Origin of the sequence: Halovivax asiaticus JCM 14624 (assembly GCF_000337515.1) — an archaeon.
Classification (GTDB): Archaea; Halobacteriota; Halobacteria; order Halobacteriales; family Natrialbaceae; genus Halovivax; species Halovivax asiaticus.
In genome coordinates this window covers 167,916-184,559 of sequence record NZ_AOIQ01000008.1, presented here as the reverse complement: position 1 = coordinate 184,559, position 16,644 = coordinate 167,916, and the positions used below count along the sequence as shown (strand labels likewise).

Genomic DNA, 16,644 nt, shown 5'->3' with positions numbered 1-16,644 from the left:
AAACCAGTGGTCGATGACGCGACTCCTGTCACCGCCGACCGACGATCGCTCGCCGGTACGCCATCGAGAACTAACCGACTCCGAACGGGCGGGTCTCGCCGCAGCGTTTCAGTACGCCCGGCGACACGACCTCGCCTCGCCGCCCGACGAGGCCTATCGACGCGAATTGATGGCGGCACGGTGGGGAATTCTTGCCCGGTTGCTGGGCGGACTGGCTCGCGACCGGCCGGATTCGCTCCCGGATCCGATCGTCACCGAACCGACGGATCCCGTCGTCCCCACCGAACCCGCGGAACCGCTCACGTCGCTGGATTCGGACGCGCTTTCCGCCCGTCTTCCGGACGCGGAGGGAACCGACAGAACGTTACTCCTCCGATTTCCCCGGACCGAAACCGTCGTCGCCGTGCCAGTTCGATCCCACCGGGCTTTCGACCGGTTTGCGTTCGCCCCACCGGCGGTGGCGTGTCGCCTCGATACGGTCGAACCGATCGAAACGCCGGAGACGGTTGTCAGGTTGTTAGACCGCGAAGGTGTCGTGGATGGCTTCGAGCGGTTTCGGACCGAGATCGGTGAAAGCGTCGTGAACTTGGCGCTGGCCCGACTCGCGCGGCGCGTTCGCTGGACCGATCTGGCGGCGACGCCGACACCGGCCACGGGGCCCGACCCGACGTCGGTTGCCACGTCGGAGGCGTTCGATCGACTGGTAATCGGCGGTCATCCGTTCCATCCGGGTGCGAAGCTCCGACGAGGGATGTCTCCGACCGAGGTCCTGTCGTTTGCGCCCGAGTTCGCCGATTCGATTCCCGTCCGGTTCGCTGCGATCCATCGAGACCGGGCGCTGGAGACGAGCGTCGACGACGAGTCGCTTACCGACCGCCTCTACGCGTGTTTTCCCGGACTTCGGATGGCGGTAGAAACGGCGATCCCGTCGGGCCGATCGGTCGCGGAATACGCCGTCGTTCCGGTCCACCCGTGGCAGTTCAGGCACGTCCTCCCGGAACGCTACACGGCCGCCCAGGACGCGGGAACGGTCGTCACGATTCCATCGTATACGGTCGATGCGGCACCGCTCTTATCGCTCCGGACCGTCGTTCCATCGGCGCCGACGGCCGACGGACGGCGACCACCCCACCTCAAACTCGCCATCGGTGTCCAGACGACTAACGCCGTCCGGACGCTCTCTCCCAACGCCGTGACCAACGGCCCCCAACTGACCGAGGCGTTGACACCGGTCTGTAACGCAGCGGACAGCGAGCGGTTCGGTGTCCTCCAGGAACCGGCTGCGACGTGCTATCACCCGGCCGATGGCCCCTGCCCTGACGGCCCCGACTACGACGATGCCCGCCACCTCTCGGCACTGCTCAGACAGCATCCTTCGACCCATCGGATCGTCGGGGACGACGAACGGGTGGTCACGGCGGCAAGTCTCCTTTCTCGTCCGCCAGCCGGTCGCCGCTCCGTCCTCACCGCGACGCTCGACGAGTTCGCAGACGCAGATTTGGGTTCAGACCGACGTACGGTCGTCGAAGCGTTTCTCTCGGCGTACCTCGACGCGGTCGTCCCCGGGCCGCTCGAACTGCTCGTCACCGAGGGGGTTGCGCTCGAAGCGCACCTCCAGAACACGTCGCTGGTGTTCGACGACGGGCGACCAACCGGCACGTTGGTGGGTGACTTCGGCGGTGTGCGCGTGTTCCCCGATCGATTTGGCGGGACCGACCTGGCACCGTACCCCGATTCGGCGGTGATCGCCGACGACGTCTCGGCGGCTCGGGAGAAGCTCTGGTACTCGTTGTTCCAGAACCATCTGGGAGAACTCGTCGGTCGACTCTGTGCGACGGAACCGGTCGCCCTCGAGACCTGCTGGCAACTGGTTCGTGAGCGCTGTGAGCAAACGTTCGACGACCTCGCGGCCCGTGACGACGTGCCGTCGAACCGAGTGGCGGGGGATCGCTCGTCGCTGTTCGACGATCGGCTGGTTCACAAAGGATTGACCGCCATGCGACTTCGCGATAGCGTCCACGATTACTGCCGGACACGCGTCGGCAATCCGCTCACCGAGGTCCGCCCGACGAGTGGTGGTGGGCGATGACGACGTTACCCACCGCTCGTCCCGAGGGCGTGGACCTGACCGACGCGGAGCGTCGGCTTGCTGAGGCCGTCCCGCTGTTGGTCCGGGACGGCGACGGTGGCTGTCCGTACGATCGGTATCAGTCGGCCATCGAACCGGCGCGGCGTGCGATCACGCACCGGCTGGTCGCTGGCTTGATCCGTGAAAACGTCGGCGGGTTCGCCGACGACGTTCGAACGGTGCGGTTGTCGGACCCGGTTGCCTCGCTCGAAACGCCGACCGACGTGGCAGGTTCGCCGAGCGTCGACCGTATCCGGCCGATCCCGGCGGCAGCGTCGACGCTTCTCGTACTTCCGCTCCCGGCGATAGATACGTCCCTCGCCGTGTTCATCACCGGGATGGGGGCGTACAGGCGGCCGAAACCCGTCGGCGACGTGTATCGGTGCGATGGGAAGGCGGTCCGGCCGGTCGCACGGCCGAGCGTGGTTCTGGAGCTGGCGTGGGCGGCCGGACGTCTCGACGGTGCGTCACGAATCGATGTCGATCGGGTGTCGTCCGAACTGGCCGATAGTGCGGCCAATCTCGCGCTCGCGTCCGTGCGGCGGGACCGCCGCACCGCGGCCGTATGCGGACGTGCCGACGATGCGGGGTGGGATACCGATGTGGACTACCTGCTCGCGGCGCCCGACCCGCTGGTGCGCTCCGAGCGCCTCGTCGTCGATGGCCATCCGCTTCATCCCGGAGCGAAGCTCCGACAGGGATTTCGCCCGTCAGAGGTCGTGGCCTACGCTGCCGAGTACGACGCCGTTCCTGCGCTCAGGTTCGTCGCGATCGCCGACGAATACGCGGCGACGGCCGCGGTCGCGGATGGGCCGACCTTCACGGAACGGCTGTATCGGCTGGTCCCCGGTCTCCGGGACGCGGTCGCGGACGAAACGACAACCGCCGGCCGCGATCCGGCAGACGTGACCGTTCTCCCGGTCCACCCGTGGCAGTACCGACACCAGCTCACGAACCGATACGGTCGCGAACTCGACCGCGGAATCGTGATTCCCGTTCCCGACGTGTCGCTCCCGGCCGGGGCGACCCTCTCGCTTCGGACCCTCGTCCCCAAACTATCTGATCGCCAAGCACCGCCACACGTTAAGGTGTCACTGGGGATCCGAACGACGTCGTCCGTTCGGACGATCACCCCGCAGACGACGCTCAACGGCCCGACGGTCAGTGATGTCCTCGAGACGGTTCTCGGCGCTGACGAATTTCGAACGCTCAGTGGGCTTCCCGAGACGGCTGGTGCGTGCTTTCACGACCCCGACGGGCCTCACACCGACGGGCGCGGTCACGTTCGCGCGAAACACCTCGCTGCATTGCTCCGCCGGAATCCTCTCGACTCCGTCGACGACGGTGAACTACCGATGACCGCCGCGGCCCTGCTCGCTCGCGGACCGCTCACCGACCGGCCACTGATCGATTCACTGGTCCCCGAGGGCGGTGCTGACGCAGCAGCAGCTTTCCTTCGACGATACGCCGAGGCGATCGTCCCCGACGCACTTCGGCTACTCGTCGCGTACGGCGTCGGGCTCGAGGCCCACCTGCAAAACTGCGTCGTCGTCTTCGACGAGTGGAAACCGAAGCGGGTACTCGTCCGCGATTACGGCGGTCTCCGTCTGTGTACGGATCGTCTCGCCGAACACGGATACGAGTTCGAGCCGTACCCCGGCTCGGTGACGGTCGACGATGGGATGGAGCCAGCCTACGACAAACTGACCTACGCACTGTTTCAGAACCATCTCGCGGAGCTCGTTCGGGTTCTCGTCCGCTATCGGCCGATCGACGAATCCCGATGTTGGGCACTCCTCTCCGAGGTCGTCGCCGATGCCTTCGCGGAGTTGCGGCGGGACGGCGTTCCCAACGAGTGGGTCGCCGACGCCGAAACCGTCCTGTACGACGCAACGTGGAACTACAAGTGCCTGACGACGATGCGACTCACCGACCGGTCTCACCACTATGCCCTGGAGTCCGTTCCGAATCCGCTGTCCCGACCGGAGCGGTAACGTGGTCCGTCTCACAGGTCGTCGTTATCGGTCCGAGAGACCGTCTTTTACGTGTCGTTCGAATCACCGACGTCCGCTCTCAGTTCCGTCCGGAGGAGCCCGATGGCCCGTCGTCGTTCGCCGAGCTCCGCCAGATACGTCGCTCCGACCGTCGCCTTCGCCGCTCTTGCGGGGGCTCCGGTCAGCACCCGCGATCCGATCGTCGCGACCGCGTCGTCACCGACGCTGACGACCCAGCCCGGCGACCTGAACTGAAATTCTTCGAGCGACCCGTTCTTGTCTGCGGTCTCGGTTCGATCACGACGGACCAGGCTGGCCACGTTCGCCGCGGCCGTTCGTGCTTCCCGGCGAGCGGCCTGTGCACTCGCCGGAACGAGTTCGCCAGTGGTGTCTTCGACCCGTACGGCGTCGCCACAGCCGAACGTCCCGTCGTCGAGTCGGAGGTCCGGGCCGACCCGCGGTCGATCGCCGCCAAGCGTTTCGGGGCCTCGAATTCCACCGGTCCAGATCAACTGGTCGTACTGGACGGGCTCGCCCGCACGAATCTCGACGACTTCGTCGTCGGCCCCAGTCACTGCCGCCCCGGTCCGAATTTCGACGCCCGCGTCTTCGAGCGTTTGGCTGATGGCCTCGCCGAACCGCTCGGGGAACCCCGGTGCGACGGTATCTAACCGTTCGAGGAGGGTCACCGTCGTTCGGTCCGCGACGCTCGTTTCGCGGGTGAGTGCGGCGAGTTCCCCGGCGACCTGTACCCCGGAGAGTCCGGCGCCGCCGACGACGATACGGACGCGGCCCGCGGTCGATTCGATCACGTCGAAGAACGTTTCGCGAATCGCCAGCGCGTGTCCGATTCGCTTCAGTGGTGTCGCTCGATCCCGGACGCCGTCGAGTCCGTGAAAGGCTGTCTCCGCACCCAGACAGACGACACCGTAGTCGTACGCGAGTTCGCCCGTCGAGAGGTCGATGCTGCGGTGCTCGCGGTTGATGCCTTCGACAGTCGCCACGTGGATCCGTGCGCGATCGGTTGCCTGTGGGACGGAGACGACGATATCGTTCGCCACTGCCGGCCGTCGAATCACCCGATGAAGTTCGTGTTGCAGCACGTGATCGGGCGTGTCGGTGACAAGCGTGAGATCGACGTCGGCGGGGAGCAGGCGTTCCAGCCGTCGGACGACCGCGACACCGGCGTAGCCACCGCCGAGGACGACGACGTGCATACAGTGTCCTATGATGGCGACGGTAATAGCAGTACACGTGGTCGCTGGGCAAGACGATCGGAATCGGCTACTACTACATCGTCTTCGAAACCTGCCCGGCCGACTTCCTCGTGGGTATCAGGGGCCTCGTCGTCGGATGGGTCGCGATCAGCTACTGCCTCGCGAACGCCAGGTGGCGGTAGCGCCGGTGGATTGGCGTCGGACCGATCTGGGAATTATTCGTTCGCAGCGTACTCGAGCTCCGGTTCTCCCTCCGAGTCGTCGCCATCTGATCGGTCCGCAGCGTCGTCTGTGCTCGCCTTGTCGTCAGCTTTGTTGTCGTCAGGGTCGTCGTCCGGCCCACTGTCTCCCTCGCACGCGGCCTGTTCTCGGTGTGCGAGTTCGAACAGTTCTCTGGCTTCCTCGTCCGTCGCTTCGACGATCTCGACCGGGTGAGCGTCGAGTCCGACGCGGCGACACGCTTCGATCCGTTTGTGGCCGTTGAGCAGTTCGTAGGGGGCGCGATCGGGGTCGTCGATCGGGCGGACGACCGGGTAGCCGCCGGCGAACTGGTCGCGCGAGGCGGCGCGCATGTCCTCGTCGGAGGCCTCGAAGGCCTGGTCGTGAAGCGGGGAGGGCTCGACGTCGTCGAGCGCCACGAGTTCGATCGTTTTCGAGGGAGAGAGGACCTCGATCGTCTCCACGACGCGGACGTAGACCGACCCGAGGTCCCGTTCCCGGTCGCCGGTGATGTCGGTGGCGTCGTGAAGAACCACGCTCGATCGTTTGTGGTGAATTCGGTCGACCCACCCCTCGTAAACGCGATTCGTCCCGTGGACGCGGACGTACTTCCCGCGAAAACTCCAGTCCAGGGTGTTGTTGAATGGGTTCATTGGTATTAGCGGAGGGTGCGTGTAAATCAGTATTCGTCCCGGCGGATCTTATGGGTGCCGATACCGACAACGGACTGATGGGTCTGTGATCGTGGTCGGTGACGAGAGGACCTGGGCACCAGCGAGGAGTCGATTCCGGGCGCACGTCGGTGTGGGCGGACATTGGTGTTTGCCAGCTCCGGAGACGGGGTGGCCTGGCGCGCAGTCGCGTGAGCGATCTGCGCGTCAACGGGGAAGGGCTAGCACACCAGTGCACTTACCGCGAACGAGGCGTCAGCCGAGTGAGCGGGCCGACGACTGATGTGAAGGGCGCAATGCGCCCGAAACGGAAGGAGGAGCGCTTTTCATCGAAGTTTTCCCGAGGGCCGGCGCAGCCGGCCCGCAGAGGAAAAGTTCGGTTTAGAACAGGTGATCGTCTTCGTCGTCCAAGAGCTTGGCGGGGCCGCCGACGCTCCAGGTGGTGGTCGAGACGCCGGTGTCGGCGACGGCTTCCTCGACGCGGTCGACGTGTTCTTCGGTGGTGTTGACGTAGACGCTGGCACCGGTGTCCGTCGAGAAGTAGACGGGGATGCCCTCCTCTTCGCGGAGTTCACGGACCGTGTTGAAGACGGCGAGGGTGGCCGGTTGCCAGTAGACCCAGCCCTCGGGGCCGGTCATGGTGGTCGCGGCGAGGCTGAGGGAGTCTTTCTCGGCGATGTCGAAGGTGCGCTCGAAGTCGTCGTCGCGGAGCGCGGCTTTCATCTCGGCGAGCTGGTCGTCGACGTGGGCCCTGCGGGCGTCGAACATGTGGCTGTCGGCGGCCTCTTTGTGTGCGTCGTCGGTGTCTTTGTGGTACGGGACCAGCGCGACGACGGTCCGGAGGTCCTCGTGCAGCGAGGTCTGCAGTCGGCGAGCGTGGCTGTCCTCGTCGGTGAGTCCCTGCGTGAGGATAGAGAAGGCGCCGGTGACCGAGCGGGCGGCCGAGGAGGAGCCGACGCGGGCGATGGTCGAGATCTCGGTGCGGGAGGCGTCGAGTTCGGCCGCCTCGGAGAGCGCCATCGCGGCGGCGGCGAAGCCCGAGGAAGAGGAGCCGAGACCGACGTTCGAGGGGAAGGAGTTCTCGGACTCGATTCGGCAGGGGTAGACGGTATGAGCGGCGTCTGACATGCCGCGGGCCTTCTCGACGACGCGTTCGAGGCGGTCGAAGCCGGCTCCCTCCAGTTCCTCGCCGTCGACCACGTAGGTGTCCTCGTCGTAGTCCATGGAGAACTCGACGGTCGTCCGTGTGTGGCTGGGTGCGGTACAGACGCTGATACTGTCGTGATACGGGTATCGCTCCAGATCGTCCCGCAGCCCGTGGTACTTGACGAGTCCCTGGATGGGATGGGCCATTGCCGTCGCTTTCATACCGTGACACGGGAGAGAAGGTCGCATAAAGGTCACGGCTCGCCGCTCGACCGACGCGTCGGCAGGCGATCCACCCCAGCCGCGTTCGGGAACGCGTTTACGTGGAATTCCGACCGTCGTCGCCCTCTGTGTCGGGCACCGACTCCTCGTAGGATTTGCGCCACTGGATCATGTCGACGGCGTGCCACTCGAGTGTATCGACATCGGATTCCAGCGAGTCGACCGCCGTCTCGAACTCCGATTCGAGCGCGTCGATCCGTTCTTCGAGCTCCGTTCGGACGGATTCGAGTTCCGCTCTGGTTTCGGACTGGAGCATCGTGGCGGCCTCTTCGAGCGTCTCGTTGACGGCGTCGAGGTCGTTTTCCAGGGCATTCGTCCGTTCGTCGAGCGAGGCTTCGAGGTCGTCGAGCCGGGCTTCTACCGTCTCGATCCGCCTGGCTTTCGACGCGAGAGCGGTCGTTCGCGTGTCGAGTATCCGTTCTACGTGATCGATCCGTTCGATCACGTCCGACTGATCTCTTGGCGGTTCGGACGGCGACGCGTCACTGTCGGCAGCTGGCTGTGTGTCAGTGGTCACGTCCGCGTCGAGGTCCGAACGCAGCTCACGAGTCGCGGTTTCGAGGGCCGCCTGGCGTTCGGCGAGGTCCGAGAGTCCGCCTTCGATCGTCTCGATTCTGTCCTGAACGTCGGTGGTCGTCCGGAGTTCGTCGACGGCTGCCCGAAGTGTTTCTCGCTCGTCGGCAGCCGCGTCGAGCTCGGCGCGAACGGTGCCGGACTCCGCGTCGTCGGTCGATTCCGCTAGCGTCTGGACGTCGGTTTCGAGCTGCTGGACGGCCGCCGCGAGGTCGGAGCGTCGGTGATCCTGGGTGTCGTCGGGCTCTGGGCGGTGTTCGATCGCTCGTTTGAGCGCCTCGGTCCGTGCACCGCCCTGATCGGCCCTGAGGGCCTCGAGAAGCGCGTCGAGTGCGTCGGCTCCCGATCCGTCGAACGATTCCTCGCAGGTGTCGTGCTGTCCGTGTCCATTTGTCACTGTCATGCTCGATCACTGCCAGACGTCGGCCGGTCCGGCGGGTGTTCAGCGCGGATAGGCTTGCCTCTCCGAGCGATCGATTCGCTCCTGCCGCGCCGAGTGCCTGCCCTGGGTCGCGTCTTGGTGACCAACCGAACCAGAATATAATAAGGATGTGTGATAGTTCGAATAAACTATAACTAATTTGAACCGATTTGGCCGGTCCGTTGAGCCATCGTCGATCAGTGGAGTTCGGTCGGTCGAGTGGCCCTCGGAAGCGACTCCTGCGATTCGCAATTCTTCCGACGAGTTTGGACATCCAGCCGCCCGGCAAGAGCTTTCACGCAACAGGGAACCGCGACGACTTCGGCTCCGTCTCTTACTCGCCTGCAGCGGCGTCTGCTCTGTGCTGCTGACCGCAACCGAATTCCTGAAATGATCGCTCTCGGAAGGAGGTCCATGGGCACGCCACGCGAGACTCGCGACGACCAGGCGGCCGAGGTTATCGATCGACTGGAGGCCGAGTATCCCGACTCGACGATTTCGCTTCGCTACTCGAACCGGCTGGAACTGCTGATCGCCGTGATCCTCTCCGCGCAGTGTACCGACGAGCGGGTCAACGCGGAGACCGAACACCTCTTCGAGACCTACCAGTCACCCGAGGACTACGCGAATGCCCCACAGGAGGAACTCGCGGAGGCGCTCAACTCGATCAACTTCTACAACAACAAGGCGGGGTACATCCGGGAGGCCTGTGCCCTCATCGTCGAGGAACACGACGGCGAGGTCCCCGACACGATGGACGAGTTGACCGAGCTGCCGGGTGTCGGCCGCAAGACGGCGAACGTCGTCCTCCAGCACGGCCACGACGTCGTCGAGGGCATCGTCGTCGATACGCACGTCCAGCGCCTGACGCGGCGGCTCGGGATCACCGAGGAGGAGCGACCGGAGGCCATCGAACAGGACTTGCTCGATATCGTCCCCGAAGGCTACTGGGTCCAGTTCACGCACCTGCTGATCGACCACGGGCGAGCGACCTGTACGGCGCGCAATCCCGACTGCGAGTCGTGCGTGCTGGCGGACATCTGTCCGTCGGAGAAGGGTGATAGCGACGTAGACCTGGCCTCGGGCGAACCCTGGTAGCCGGGCTGGTCTCTCTCTCGACATCTGAGGGACGGCGCGTCTGCAAGCCCAAGCCATTTTCCCACATCGGCGGTACCGCCGCGCCGGTGACTGCCATGGTGAACGAATCGAACGATCACGGACTGGACGAGCACCCGGCTGCCGCCGACGAGGAAGAAGACGCCGGCGAGAACGACGAATTGCACGAGAAACAGCAGGAAGCCAGGGAAGTTGCACAGGAGGCGGACCGACGATAGGACGTCGAACACGCCTCCCAGGAGCGCGAAGGCGACGCGCTCGAGCAGGAGAACCTCGATTATCACCGGGACGAGGCGCCCGAGAACAGTTGAGGCCGGCGACCGGTGGTACCGTCGTCGCGTTCGCTCTGAGGGTCTAATCCAAGTCGGCCGGCGTCACGATCGAGAGGTCGGGTCCAGGGGTGACGTCCACTGTCGATCCGGCCGGGATCGTCCGATGCACGGCCCCGTCACACTGGAGATGGGCGTCCGGGCCGTCGCTCGCGATGGACAGTTCGAGCCCGTCGGGTGAGCCGACCCAGGGCGCGGTATCGGTGGTAAACGGGGACAGAGCGACGACGGTGACGGCGTCCAGTTCCCACTCGAGGGTCGGGCCGCCGGCAGCGCAGGCGAAACCACGGCTGCCCGCTGGCGTGGCCACGACGAGGCCGTCGGCGCGAACCTCGGTGATTGGATCGCCGCGGGACGTGGCGGTGAACGTCGCGATCGCGCCTGGTTCGGCGGTGACGAGGGCAAGGTCGCGCACGGCGAGATCCGTCGTCGCCTCGGTCTCGATCGACAGCGTCGCGAGTCGGCGGGTGGCGCCGCCGGCTTCGAACAGCGTCCGAACGGCGTCGGCCGTTTCCGTCGGAGCGACGCCCAACGGCGGGGTGTGGTCACTATCCCACTCGACAGGTGTCTCGGTCGAGTCCACCGTCGTTCGGGGTGGTTCGATGAAGAGGATGGGCGCGTCGAGGTCACGACGGGCGATCGATCGAAGCCCGTCGTTTCCCTGACAGAGTACGAGCGACGGACGCCGCCCGTCGAGTGCGCCGCTCTCGTAGAACTCGACTCCCAGCTCCGCGCCGACTGCCCGGAGACCGGGAACCGCGTCGACCGCTGTCCCGACGAGGCCGACAGTGAGGGATTCCGCGGTACCCTCGAGTGGATCCATGCGTGCGCATCGGTCCCGACGATAAAAGAAATCAGTGTCGATCGGGGGTCACGAATCGGGAACTGAATCTTTTTCACCCCGGTCTGTGACCGGGCGTGTATGCAGGAGACGCTTGCCGAGTGGCGGCCCGCCGTCGATGCGGCGATCGCCGACGTCCTTCCCCGGGAGGTCGACGCGGCGTATCTCGAGTCGTACTTCGGCGAGCCGACCTTCGAGTACGACCCAGAGAGCATTCAGCGGGCGCTCGTCGACCCGATCTGGGACTTGCTGGACCGCGGCGGCAAACGCTGGCGTGCCGTCCTCTTTCTGGTGTTCGTCGAGGCCTTCGGGGAGAAGCCGGAGGATTACCTCCCCTACGCGACGATCCCCGAGATCTTGCACAACGGGACGATCATCGTCGACGACGTCGAGGACGAGGCGGAATCGCGCCGGGGCGAACCCGCCTTACACCACCGCTTCGGCCAGGATATCGCCCTCAACGCCGGTAACGCGATGTACTTCCTGCCGCTGAAGATCATCACGAACGATCCGGGCGACCTCCCGGAGTCACAGCGGCTGGCCGCCTACGAGATGCTGATGCACGAACTCAACCGCACCCACCTCGGCCAGGGGATGGACATCTGCTGGCACAACGAGCGCGAAGTCCGGGCGACTCGGGAGCAGTACCTCGAGATGTGCGCGTGTAAGACGGGCTGTCTCGGTCGCATCGTCGCCCGCCTGGCTGCCATCGTGACGGACCAGTCCGCCGCCGTCGAGCGCCACGCCGCCGAATACGCCGAGACGGTCGCGGTCGCCTTCCAGATCGGCGACGACGTGCTCGACGTCGAGCACTCGCTGGGTCGCGCGGGCGACTTCGGGAAGGCCTTCGGCAACGACATCCGTGAGGGCAAAAAGACCCTGCTCGTCCTTCACGCGATCGAGGAGAGCGACCCCGCGGATGCCGAACGCCTGGCCGACATCATCGCCGCCGAGGAGAACACCGACGAGGAGATCACCGAGGCGCTGCGCATCATCGAGGACGCCGGGAGCATCGAGTACGCGAAAGACCGCGCACGAGCGCTCTCGGAGGAAGCACTCGCCCACGTCGACGCCCTCGACATCGATCCCGGGGCGACCGAGCAGTTGCGATCGTTCGCCGAATTCGTCGTCGAGCGGGACGTTTGAGTCGTGACGGCGTCCGAGGATATTGATTTCGCACTGTCCGATCGGCGAAGAGTCGAATCCACTCTCTCACTCGCGCCACTTGTGGCCGCACTCGACGCAGGTGAACAGCCGAACCTCGTAGGAGCCGCCCGGCTTCGGCATCATTTCGGAGTAAGCCTGGTCGCTGTCGCAGTCGGCCGCCGGACAGGACTCCTGCACCGTCTCGGTGGCGCCCTGGGTCGCGTCGGCTACGGCGGGTGCCCCGTCGTTCCGCTGTCCATCCTGGGTCGTCATCGCCGCTTCTGTGTGTGAGTTCCGCGGCTCCTCGTTCTCACAGGAGCGACACACCCACGTGTCGCCCTCCGTGTGCATCATCGAACCACACTCGTCGCAGAACTGCATATTGGATGGGGACACACGGGTGTCGGATATATGTGTTAATCTTCCGATTTACGCTGTACTGACTGCCGAGAGCCCGACTCGATCAGCGGCGGCAGCGGGAACCGGCGTCAGATCAGAAATAACGGCAGTCCATCCGTCCGATATCCGTGCCGGTAGTTCTCGACCCGCTCAGTCCTCGCTGACCTGCGCCTGGATCTCCTCAACAATCTCGGGATTGCGAAGGGTCGAGGTATCGCCCAACTCCGCCCCGGAGGCGACGTCTTCGAGCAGGCGGCGCATGATCTTGCCCGAGCGCGTCTTCGGGAGTTCGGGCGTGAAGATGACCTCTTCGGGTCGGGCGATCGGGCCGATGGCGTCCTCGACGCCGTCGACGACGCGCTCGCGCATCTCGTCGGTCGGTTCCTGGCCGTCTTCGAGGATGACGTAGGTGTAGACCGCCTCACCTTTCACCTCGTGCGTGCCGCCGACGACTGCGGCCTCGGCGACGCCGCTCACCCCGACGATCGCGCTTTCGATCTCCATGGTACCCAGGCGGTGACCGGAGACGTTGAGGACGTCGTCGACGCGTCCGAGGACGGTGATGTAGCCGTCCTCGTCGAGTTTCGCGCCGTCCTCGGGGAAGTAGACCCACTCGTCCGCGTCGGGGTCGGAGTACTCACGCCAGTACTCGTCGATGAAGCGCTCGTCGTTGTTGTAGAGTGTGCGGAGCATTCCGGGCCAGGGCTTCTGGACGGTGAGGTAGCCTGCCTCACCGGCTTCGACCGGTTCCTCGTCTGCGTCGACCACCTGCGCGTCGACGCCGGGCAACGGCGGGCCCGCGGAGCCGGGTTTCATCGTATCGATGCCCGGCAGGGTGGTGACCATCATGCCGCCGGTCTCGGTCTGCCACCAGGTGTCGACGATGGGGCAGTTCTCCCCGCCGATGTGTTTGTAGTACCACTTCCAGGCACGCGGATTGATCGGTTCGCCGACGGTACCGAGCAGGCGGAGGCTCGAGAGGTCGTGGCGCTCGGGGTACTCCGTCCCCCACTTCATGAACGAACGGATGGCGGTCGGGGCGGTGTAGAAGGTGTCGACTCGGTTTTTCTCGATCAACTTCCAAAGTCGGTCGCGCTCGGGGTAGTCGGGTGTCCCCTCGTACATCATCGTCGTGGTCCCGAGTGCGAGCGGTCCGTAGACGATGTAGGAGTGGCCGGTGATCCAGCCGATGTCCGCGGCACACCAGTAGGTGTCCTCGGGCTCGACGTCGAGGACCGCCCGACTCGTCCAGGCGGTATAGGCCAGATAGCCGCCCGTCGTGTGTTTGACGCCCTTGGGCTCGCCGGTGGTCCCGGACGTGTACATCAGGAAGAGCATATCCTCGGCGTCGCGAGAGACGGGTTCGACCGACGCGCCCTCGTGGGCCTCGACGAGTTCGTCGTAGTCGTGGGCGTGCTTGCCGAGGAAGTGCGTGAGTTCGTCGCCGAGCCGGTCGACGACGACGGTCTCGACGTCGCCCTCGACCCCCCGGAGCCCTTTGTCCGTCTTCTCCTTGTGATTCAGTGCGTCGCCCCGGCGATAGTAGCCGTCGCAGGTGACGAGGTACTCGCTCTCGGCCGAATTCATCCGCGTCGCGAGCGCGTCGGCGGAGAAACCGGCGAAGACGACCGAGTGGGGCGCGCCGAGGCGCGCACACGCGAGCATGGCGATGGGTAACTCCGGAATCATCGGGAGGTAGAGCGTGACCACGTCGTCTTCCTCGACGCCGAGGGCTCGGAGGCTCGCGGCGAACGCCTCGACCTCGTTCAGCAGGTCGCCGTAGGTGTAGGTGCGCGTCTCGCCGAGTTCGCCCTCCCACTTGATTGCCGCACGGTTTTTCGCGCCGTTCGCGACGTGGCGATCGAGGCAGTTGGCCGAGGCGTTGAGCGAGCCGCCGGTGAACCACTCGTAGTGTGGCGCGTCGCCGTCGTCGAGTACTTCGTCGTAGGGATCGTCCCAAGTGAGCAGGTCGGCCGCTTCCGTCCAGCACTCGGGCCACTCCTCGCCGAACCGCTCGCGGATGCCCTCGTCAGCGACGTTCGCCTGCTCGACGAACGACGCCGGCGGCTCGAAGGATTCCTGTTCCTCGAGACGGGCCTCGAGTTCGACCGCGGTATCGTCACTCATAGTCACGAAACTCTTCACCGATGAGCCCGATAAACATTCTCCCTTCCATCGAATTCTGGATCGCGTCGGATTCCACAGTCGCGCGGGAGCGCGGACTGGGATACCCAGTGGGAGATGCACACCCTACGGGAGATGCTTACGCCCCTGGCGATCGAAGGCCACCTGTGACTCGCGATCAGATCGGCTGCCATGAGGAGTCAGATGAGGCAGCTGCGAGCGAGGTGGCTCCGTCACCCGTTCTCAGCGACGTGATCGGGGCGCTGTCGCCCGGTCGGGCACTCGACGTCGCGACCGGCCACGGTCGCAACGCGATCTCCCTCGCCGAGCGGGGGTGGACGGTCGACGCGATCGACATCTCGCGAGCGATGCTAGATCCTGCCCGACGGCGGGCGGACGACCGCGGGGTGTCGGTGAACTGGCTCCTCGCCGACGTCGACGACTACTGTTTTCCATCGGGTGCGTACGATCTGGTGACGATCAGTTTCTTCGACACGCGCGACCGGCTGGATGCGATCCGGCAGACGCTCGTCCCCGGTGGCGTCCTCTGCTACGAGCACCACCTCGTCAGCGAAGCCCGGGCGGGGCCGGGCGTTGCGACACGATACCGGTTCGAGCCAGGCGAGTTGCGGACTCTCGTGGACGACATGATCGTCGCCCACTACGTGGAGGACCTGGATGCCCGCCGCGTCGAACTCGTCGCACGAAATCCGTCTGAGTGAGCGACGATGACGGCGAGTGATCAGCCGTTCTATCGCACCACCACCGGCCGAACGCGAACGACTAATCCCTTCCGTCCTAGACGATCCCGTAATGGCCACGCTCGACCGCCTGCGCGTCTACCCGGTGAAAGCGCTCGATGGGATCGACGTCGAGTCGTCGGCGTTCACCTCCGGTGGGACACTCGTTCACGACCGTGAGTTCGCGCTGTACGACAACGAGGGCGCGGTGATAAACGGCAAGCGGACGGCCGCCGTCCACACCCTCCGGACGTCGTTCGAGCCGGATTCGTACACGCTCACCGTCGAGACGCCGGACGGGGCGCGACGGCGATTCGACCTCGACGCCGAATCGGATCGACGGGATGCGGCGTCGTGGTTCGGCGAGTACTTTGGGCTCGACGTGACCATCGAACGCGACCGTTCGCTCGGCTACGTCGACCGTCGGTCGATGGGCCCGTCGGTGATATCCACGGCCACGATCGAGACCGTCGCCGACTGGTTCGGCGATCTCTCTGTCGAGAGCGTCCGACGGCGACTCCGAGCGAACGTCGAGATCGGCGGCGTCGATCCCTTTTGGGAGGACCGATTCGTCGGCGCTGACGCACCCGCCTTCGAGGTCGACGGCGTGCGGTTCGAGGGCGTGACGCCGTGCGGTCGCTGTATCGTCCCGGCGAGAGACCCGGACTCCGGCGAGGAGACGCCTGACTTCCGCGAGCAATTCGCTCGCAAGCGCCGGGAGACGTTCCCCGACTGGGCTGACGAAACCGCGTTCGATCACTATTACACGCTGATGACGATCACGCGCGTTCCCGAGGCGAATCGAGAGGGGACGCTACGCGTCGGTGGTAGCGTCGATACTGTCGACCGGGGACAGGGATCCGACTAGGTGGCGGTAGCCGCCGTTCCCGGTTTTTGCTCACGACCGAACTACGTTCGTGCGATACTCTCGGGTGTCGGCCTCAACACGGGATGTTGGTGGTCTCCCACGGATCGCACTGGTAGTCGCCGAAATCACAGCACATCCGTTTCTGGAGGTAGCGTCCGTGGCATCGATACTCCCACTCACATTGATCGGGAATATCTTCGGTCTCGGCTTCGGTTTCGGCCTCGGCACCGCGACTTCCGCCAACTGCAGCCAGTGCACCGGCGCCGGCGACGCTTGCCGAGAGATTACGCAGTACCTGTCGTCGACTCGTCTCCGTGGAAGCGGATCGTTCGTCTGTCATCCCGTCACACATTCACATGTGGACGAATATAAAATTACCGAACGATATCCGCGTTGGGGCGGAAGAGGTGGTTCGTGAACGCTCCGCGTC

The 16,644-nt window shown here is 65.3% G+C and carries 15 protein-coding genes; 7 read left to right on the top strand and 8 right to left on the bottom strand.

What is annotated here, in order from left to right; translation table 11 throughout:
- The first annotated feature begins 13 nt into the window (after window positions 1-13).
- Together C479_RS04710 and C479_RS04705 are read left to right on the top strand one after the other, a co-directional pair.
- Window positions 14-2,089: an IucA/IucC family protein gene (locus tag C479_RS04710; RefSeq protein ID WP_007698633.1), complete on the top strand. Its 2,076-nt coding sequence runs from the start codon at window positions 14-16 to the stop codon at window positions 2,087-2,089.
- Window positions 2,086-4,122: an IucA/IucC family protein gene (locus C479_RS04705; protein ID WP_007698630.1), complete on the top strand. Its 2,037-nt coding sequence runs from the start codon at window positions 2,086-2,088 to the stop codon at window positions 4,120-4,122. Before C479_RS04710 ends, C479_RS04705 begins: the two co-directional genes overlap by 4 nt.
- 47 nt (window positions 4,123-4,169) lie before the next feature.
- On the opposite strand, the gene C479_RS04700 is transcribed toward C479_RS04705, so the two are convergent.
- From C479_RS04700 to C479_RS04685, 4 genes are all read right to left on the bottom strand, one after another.
- Complete coding sequence (locus C479_RS04700) at window positions 4,170-5,339, bottom strand: NAD(P)/FAD-dependent oxidoreductase (protein ID WP_007698628.1); 1,170 nt, start codon at window positions 5,337-5,339, stop codon at window positions 4,170-4,172.
- Between the two features lie 215 nt (window positions 5,340-5,554).
- Window positions 5,555-6,211 carry a ParB N-terminal domain-containing protein gene (locus tag C479_RS04695; RefSeq protein WP_007698625.1) on the bottom strand — a complete coding sequence of 219 codons (657 nt, stop codon included), beginning with the start codon at window positions 6,209-6,211 and terminating at the stop codon, window positions 5,555-5,557.
- A 399-nt stretch (window positions 6,212-6,610) separates the two neighbouring features.
- On the bottom strand, window positions 6,611-7,597 hold the full coding sequence (gene mvaD / locus C479_RS04690) for a phosphomevalonate decarboxylase MvaD (RefSeq protein ID WP_049907072.1): 987 nt from the start codon (window positions 7,595-7,597) through the stop codon (window positions 6,611-6,613).
- A gap of 97 nt (window positions 7,598-7,694) precedes the next feature.
- Complete coding sequence (locus tag C479_RS04685; protein WP_007698599.1) at window positions 7,695-8,633, bottom strand: hypothetical protein; 939 nt, start codon at window positions 8,631-8,633, stop codon at window positions 7,695-7,697.
- Window positions 8,634-9,065: 432 nt separating this feature from the next.
- Between C479_RS04685 and nth the strand changes: the two genes are divergently transcribed.
- Complete coding sequence (gene nth, locus C479_RS04680; RefSeq protein ID WP_007698597.1) at window positions 9,066-9,749, top strand: endonuclease III; 684 nt, start codon at window positions 9,066-9,068, stop codon at window positions 9,747-9,749.
- 95 nt (window positions 9,750-9,844) lie between these two features.
- Window positions 9,845-9,985, top strand: coding sequence for a hypothetical protein (locus C479_RS16215; RefSeq protein ID WP_161607160.1), 141 nt, complete (start codon window positions 9,845-9,847; stop codon window positions 9,983-9,985).
- Between the two features lie 136 nt (window positions 9,986-10,121).
- Here the strand turns inward: C479_RS16215 and C479_RS04675 are convergent, their stop codons facing one another.
- Window positions 10,122-10,919: an NAD(+)/NADH kinase gene (locus tag C479_RS04675; protein WP_007698596.1), complete on the bottom strand. Its 798-nt coding sequence runs from the start codon at window positions 10,917-10,919 to the stop codon at window positions 10,122-10,124.
- Between the two features lie 99 nt (window positions 10,920-11,018).
- On the opposite strand from C479_RS04675, the gene C479_RS04670 reads away from it, so the two are divergent.
- Window positions 11,019-12,083 (top strand): polyprenyl synthetase family protein, encoded by a 1,065-nt coding sequence (locus C479_RS04670; RefSeq protein ID WP_007698595.1) that lies wholly within the window; start codon window positions 11,019-11,021, stop codon window positions 12,081-12,083.
- Between the two features lie 66 nt (window positions 12,084-12,149).
- Here the strand turns inward: C479_RS04670 and C479_RS04665 are convergent, their stop codons facing one another.
- A complete protein-coding gene (locus C479_RS04665; protein WP_007698592.1) occupies window positions 12,150-12,464 on the bottom strand; it encodes an RPA12/RPB9/RPC11 RNA polymerase family protein in 315 nt (104 codons plus the stop codon).
- A gap of 168 nt (window positions 12,465-12,632) precedes the next feature.
- The gene (gene acs, locus C479_RS04660) at window positions 12,633-14,609 is read right to left on the bottom strand and encodes an acetate--CoA ligase (protein ID WP_007698590.1); all 1,977 of its coding nucleotides are present in this window, start codon (window positions 14,607-14,609) and stop codon (window positions 12,633-12,635) included.
- Window positions 14,610-14,773: 164 nt separating this feature from the next.
- Here acs and C479_RS04655 point away from each other — a divergent pair, with 164 nt between their 5' ends.
- Window positions 14,774-15,328, top strand: coding sequence for a class I SAM-dependent methyltransferase (locus tag C479_RS04655; RefSeq protein ID WP_007698586.1), 555 nt, complete (start codon window positions 14,774-14,776; stop codon window positions 15,326-15,328).
- Window positions 15,329-15,419: 91 nt separating this feature from the next.
- On the top strand, window positions 15,420-16,214 hold the full coding sequence (locus C479_RS04650; RefSeq protein ID WP_007698583.1) for an MOSC domain-containing protein: 795 nt from the start codon (window positions 15,420-15,422) through the stop codon (window positions 16,212-16,214).
- A 73-nt stretch (window positions 16,215-16,287) separates the two neighbouring features.
- Here C479_RS04650 and C479_RS04645 read toward each other — a convergent pair whose 3' ends face one another.
- Window positions 16,288-16,554 carry a hypothetical protein gene (locus C479_RS04645; RefSeq protein ID WP_152415804.1) on the bottom strand — a complete coding sequence of 89 codons (267 nt, stop codon included), beginning with the start codon at window positions 16,552-16,554 and terminating at the stop codon, window positions 16,288-16,290.
- Window positions 16,555-16,644: the final 90 nt, after the last annotated feature.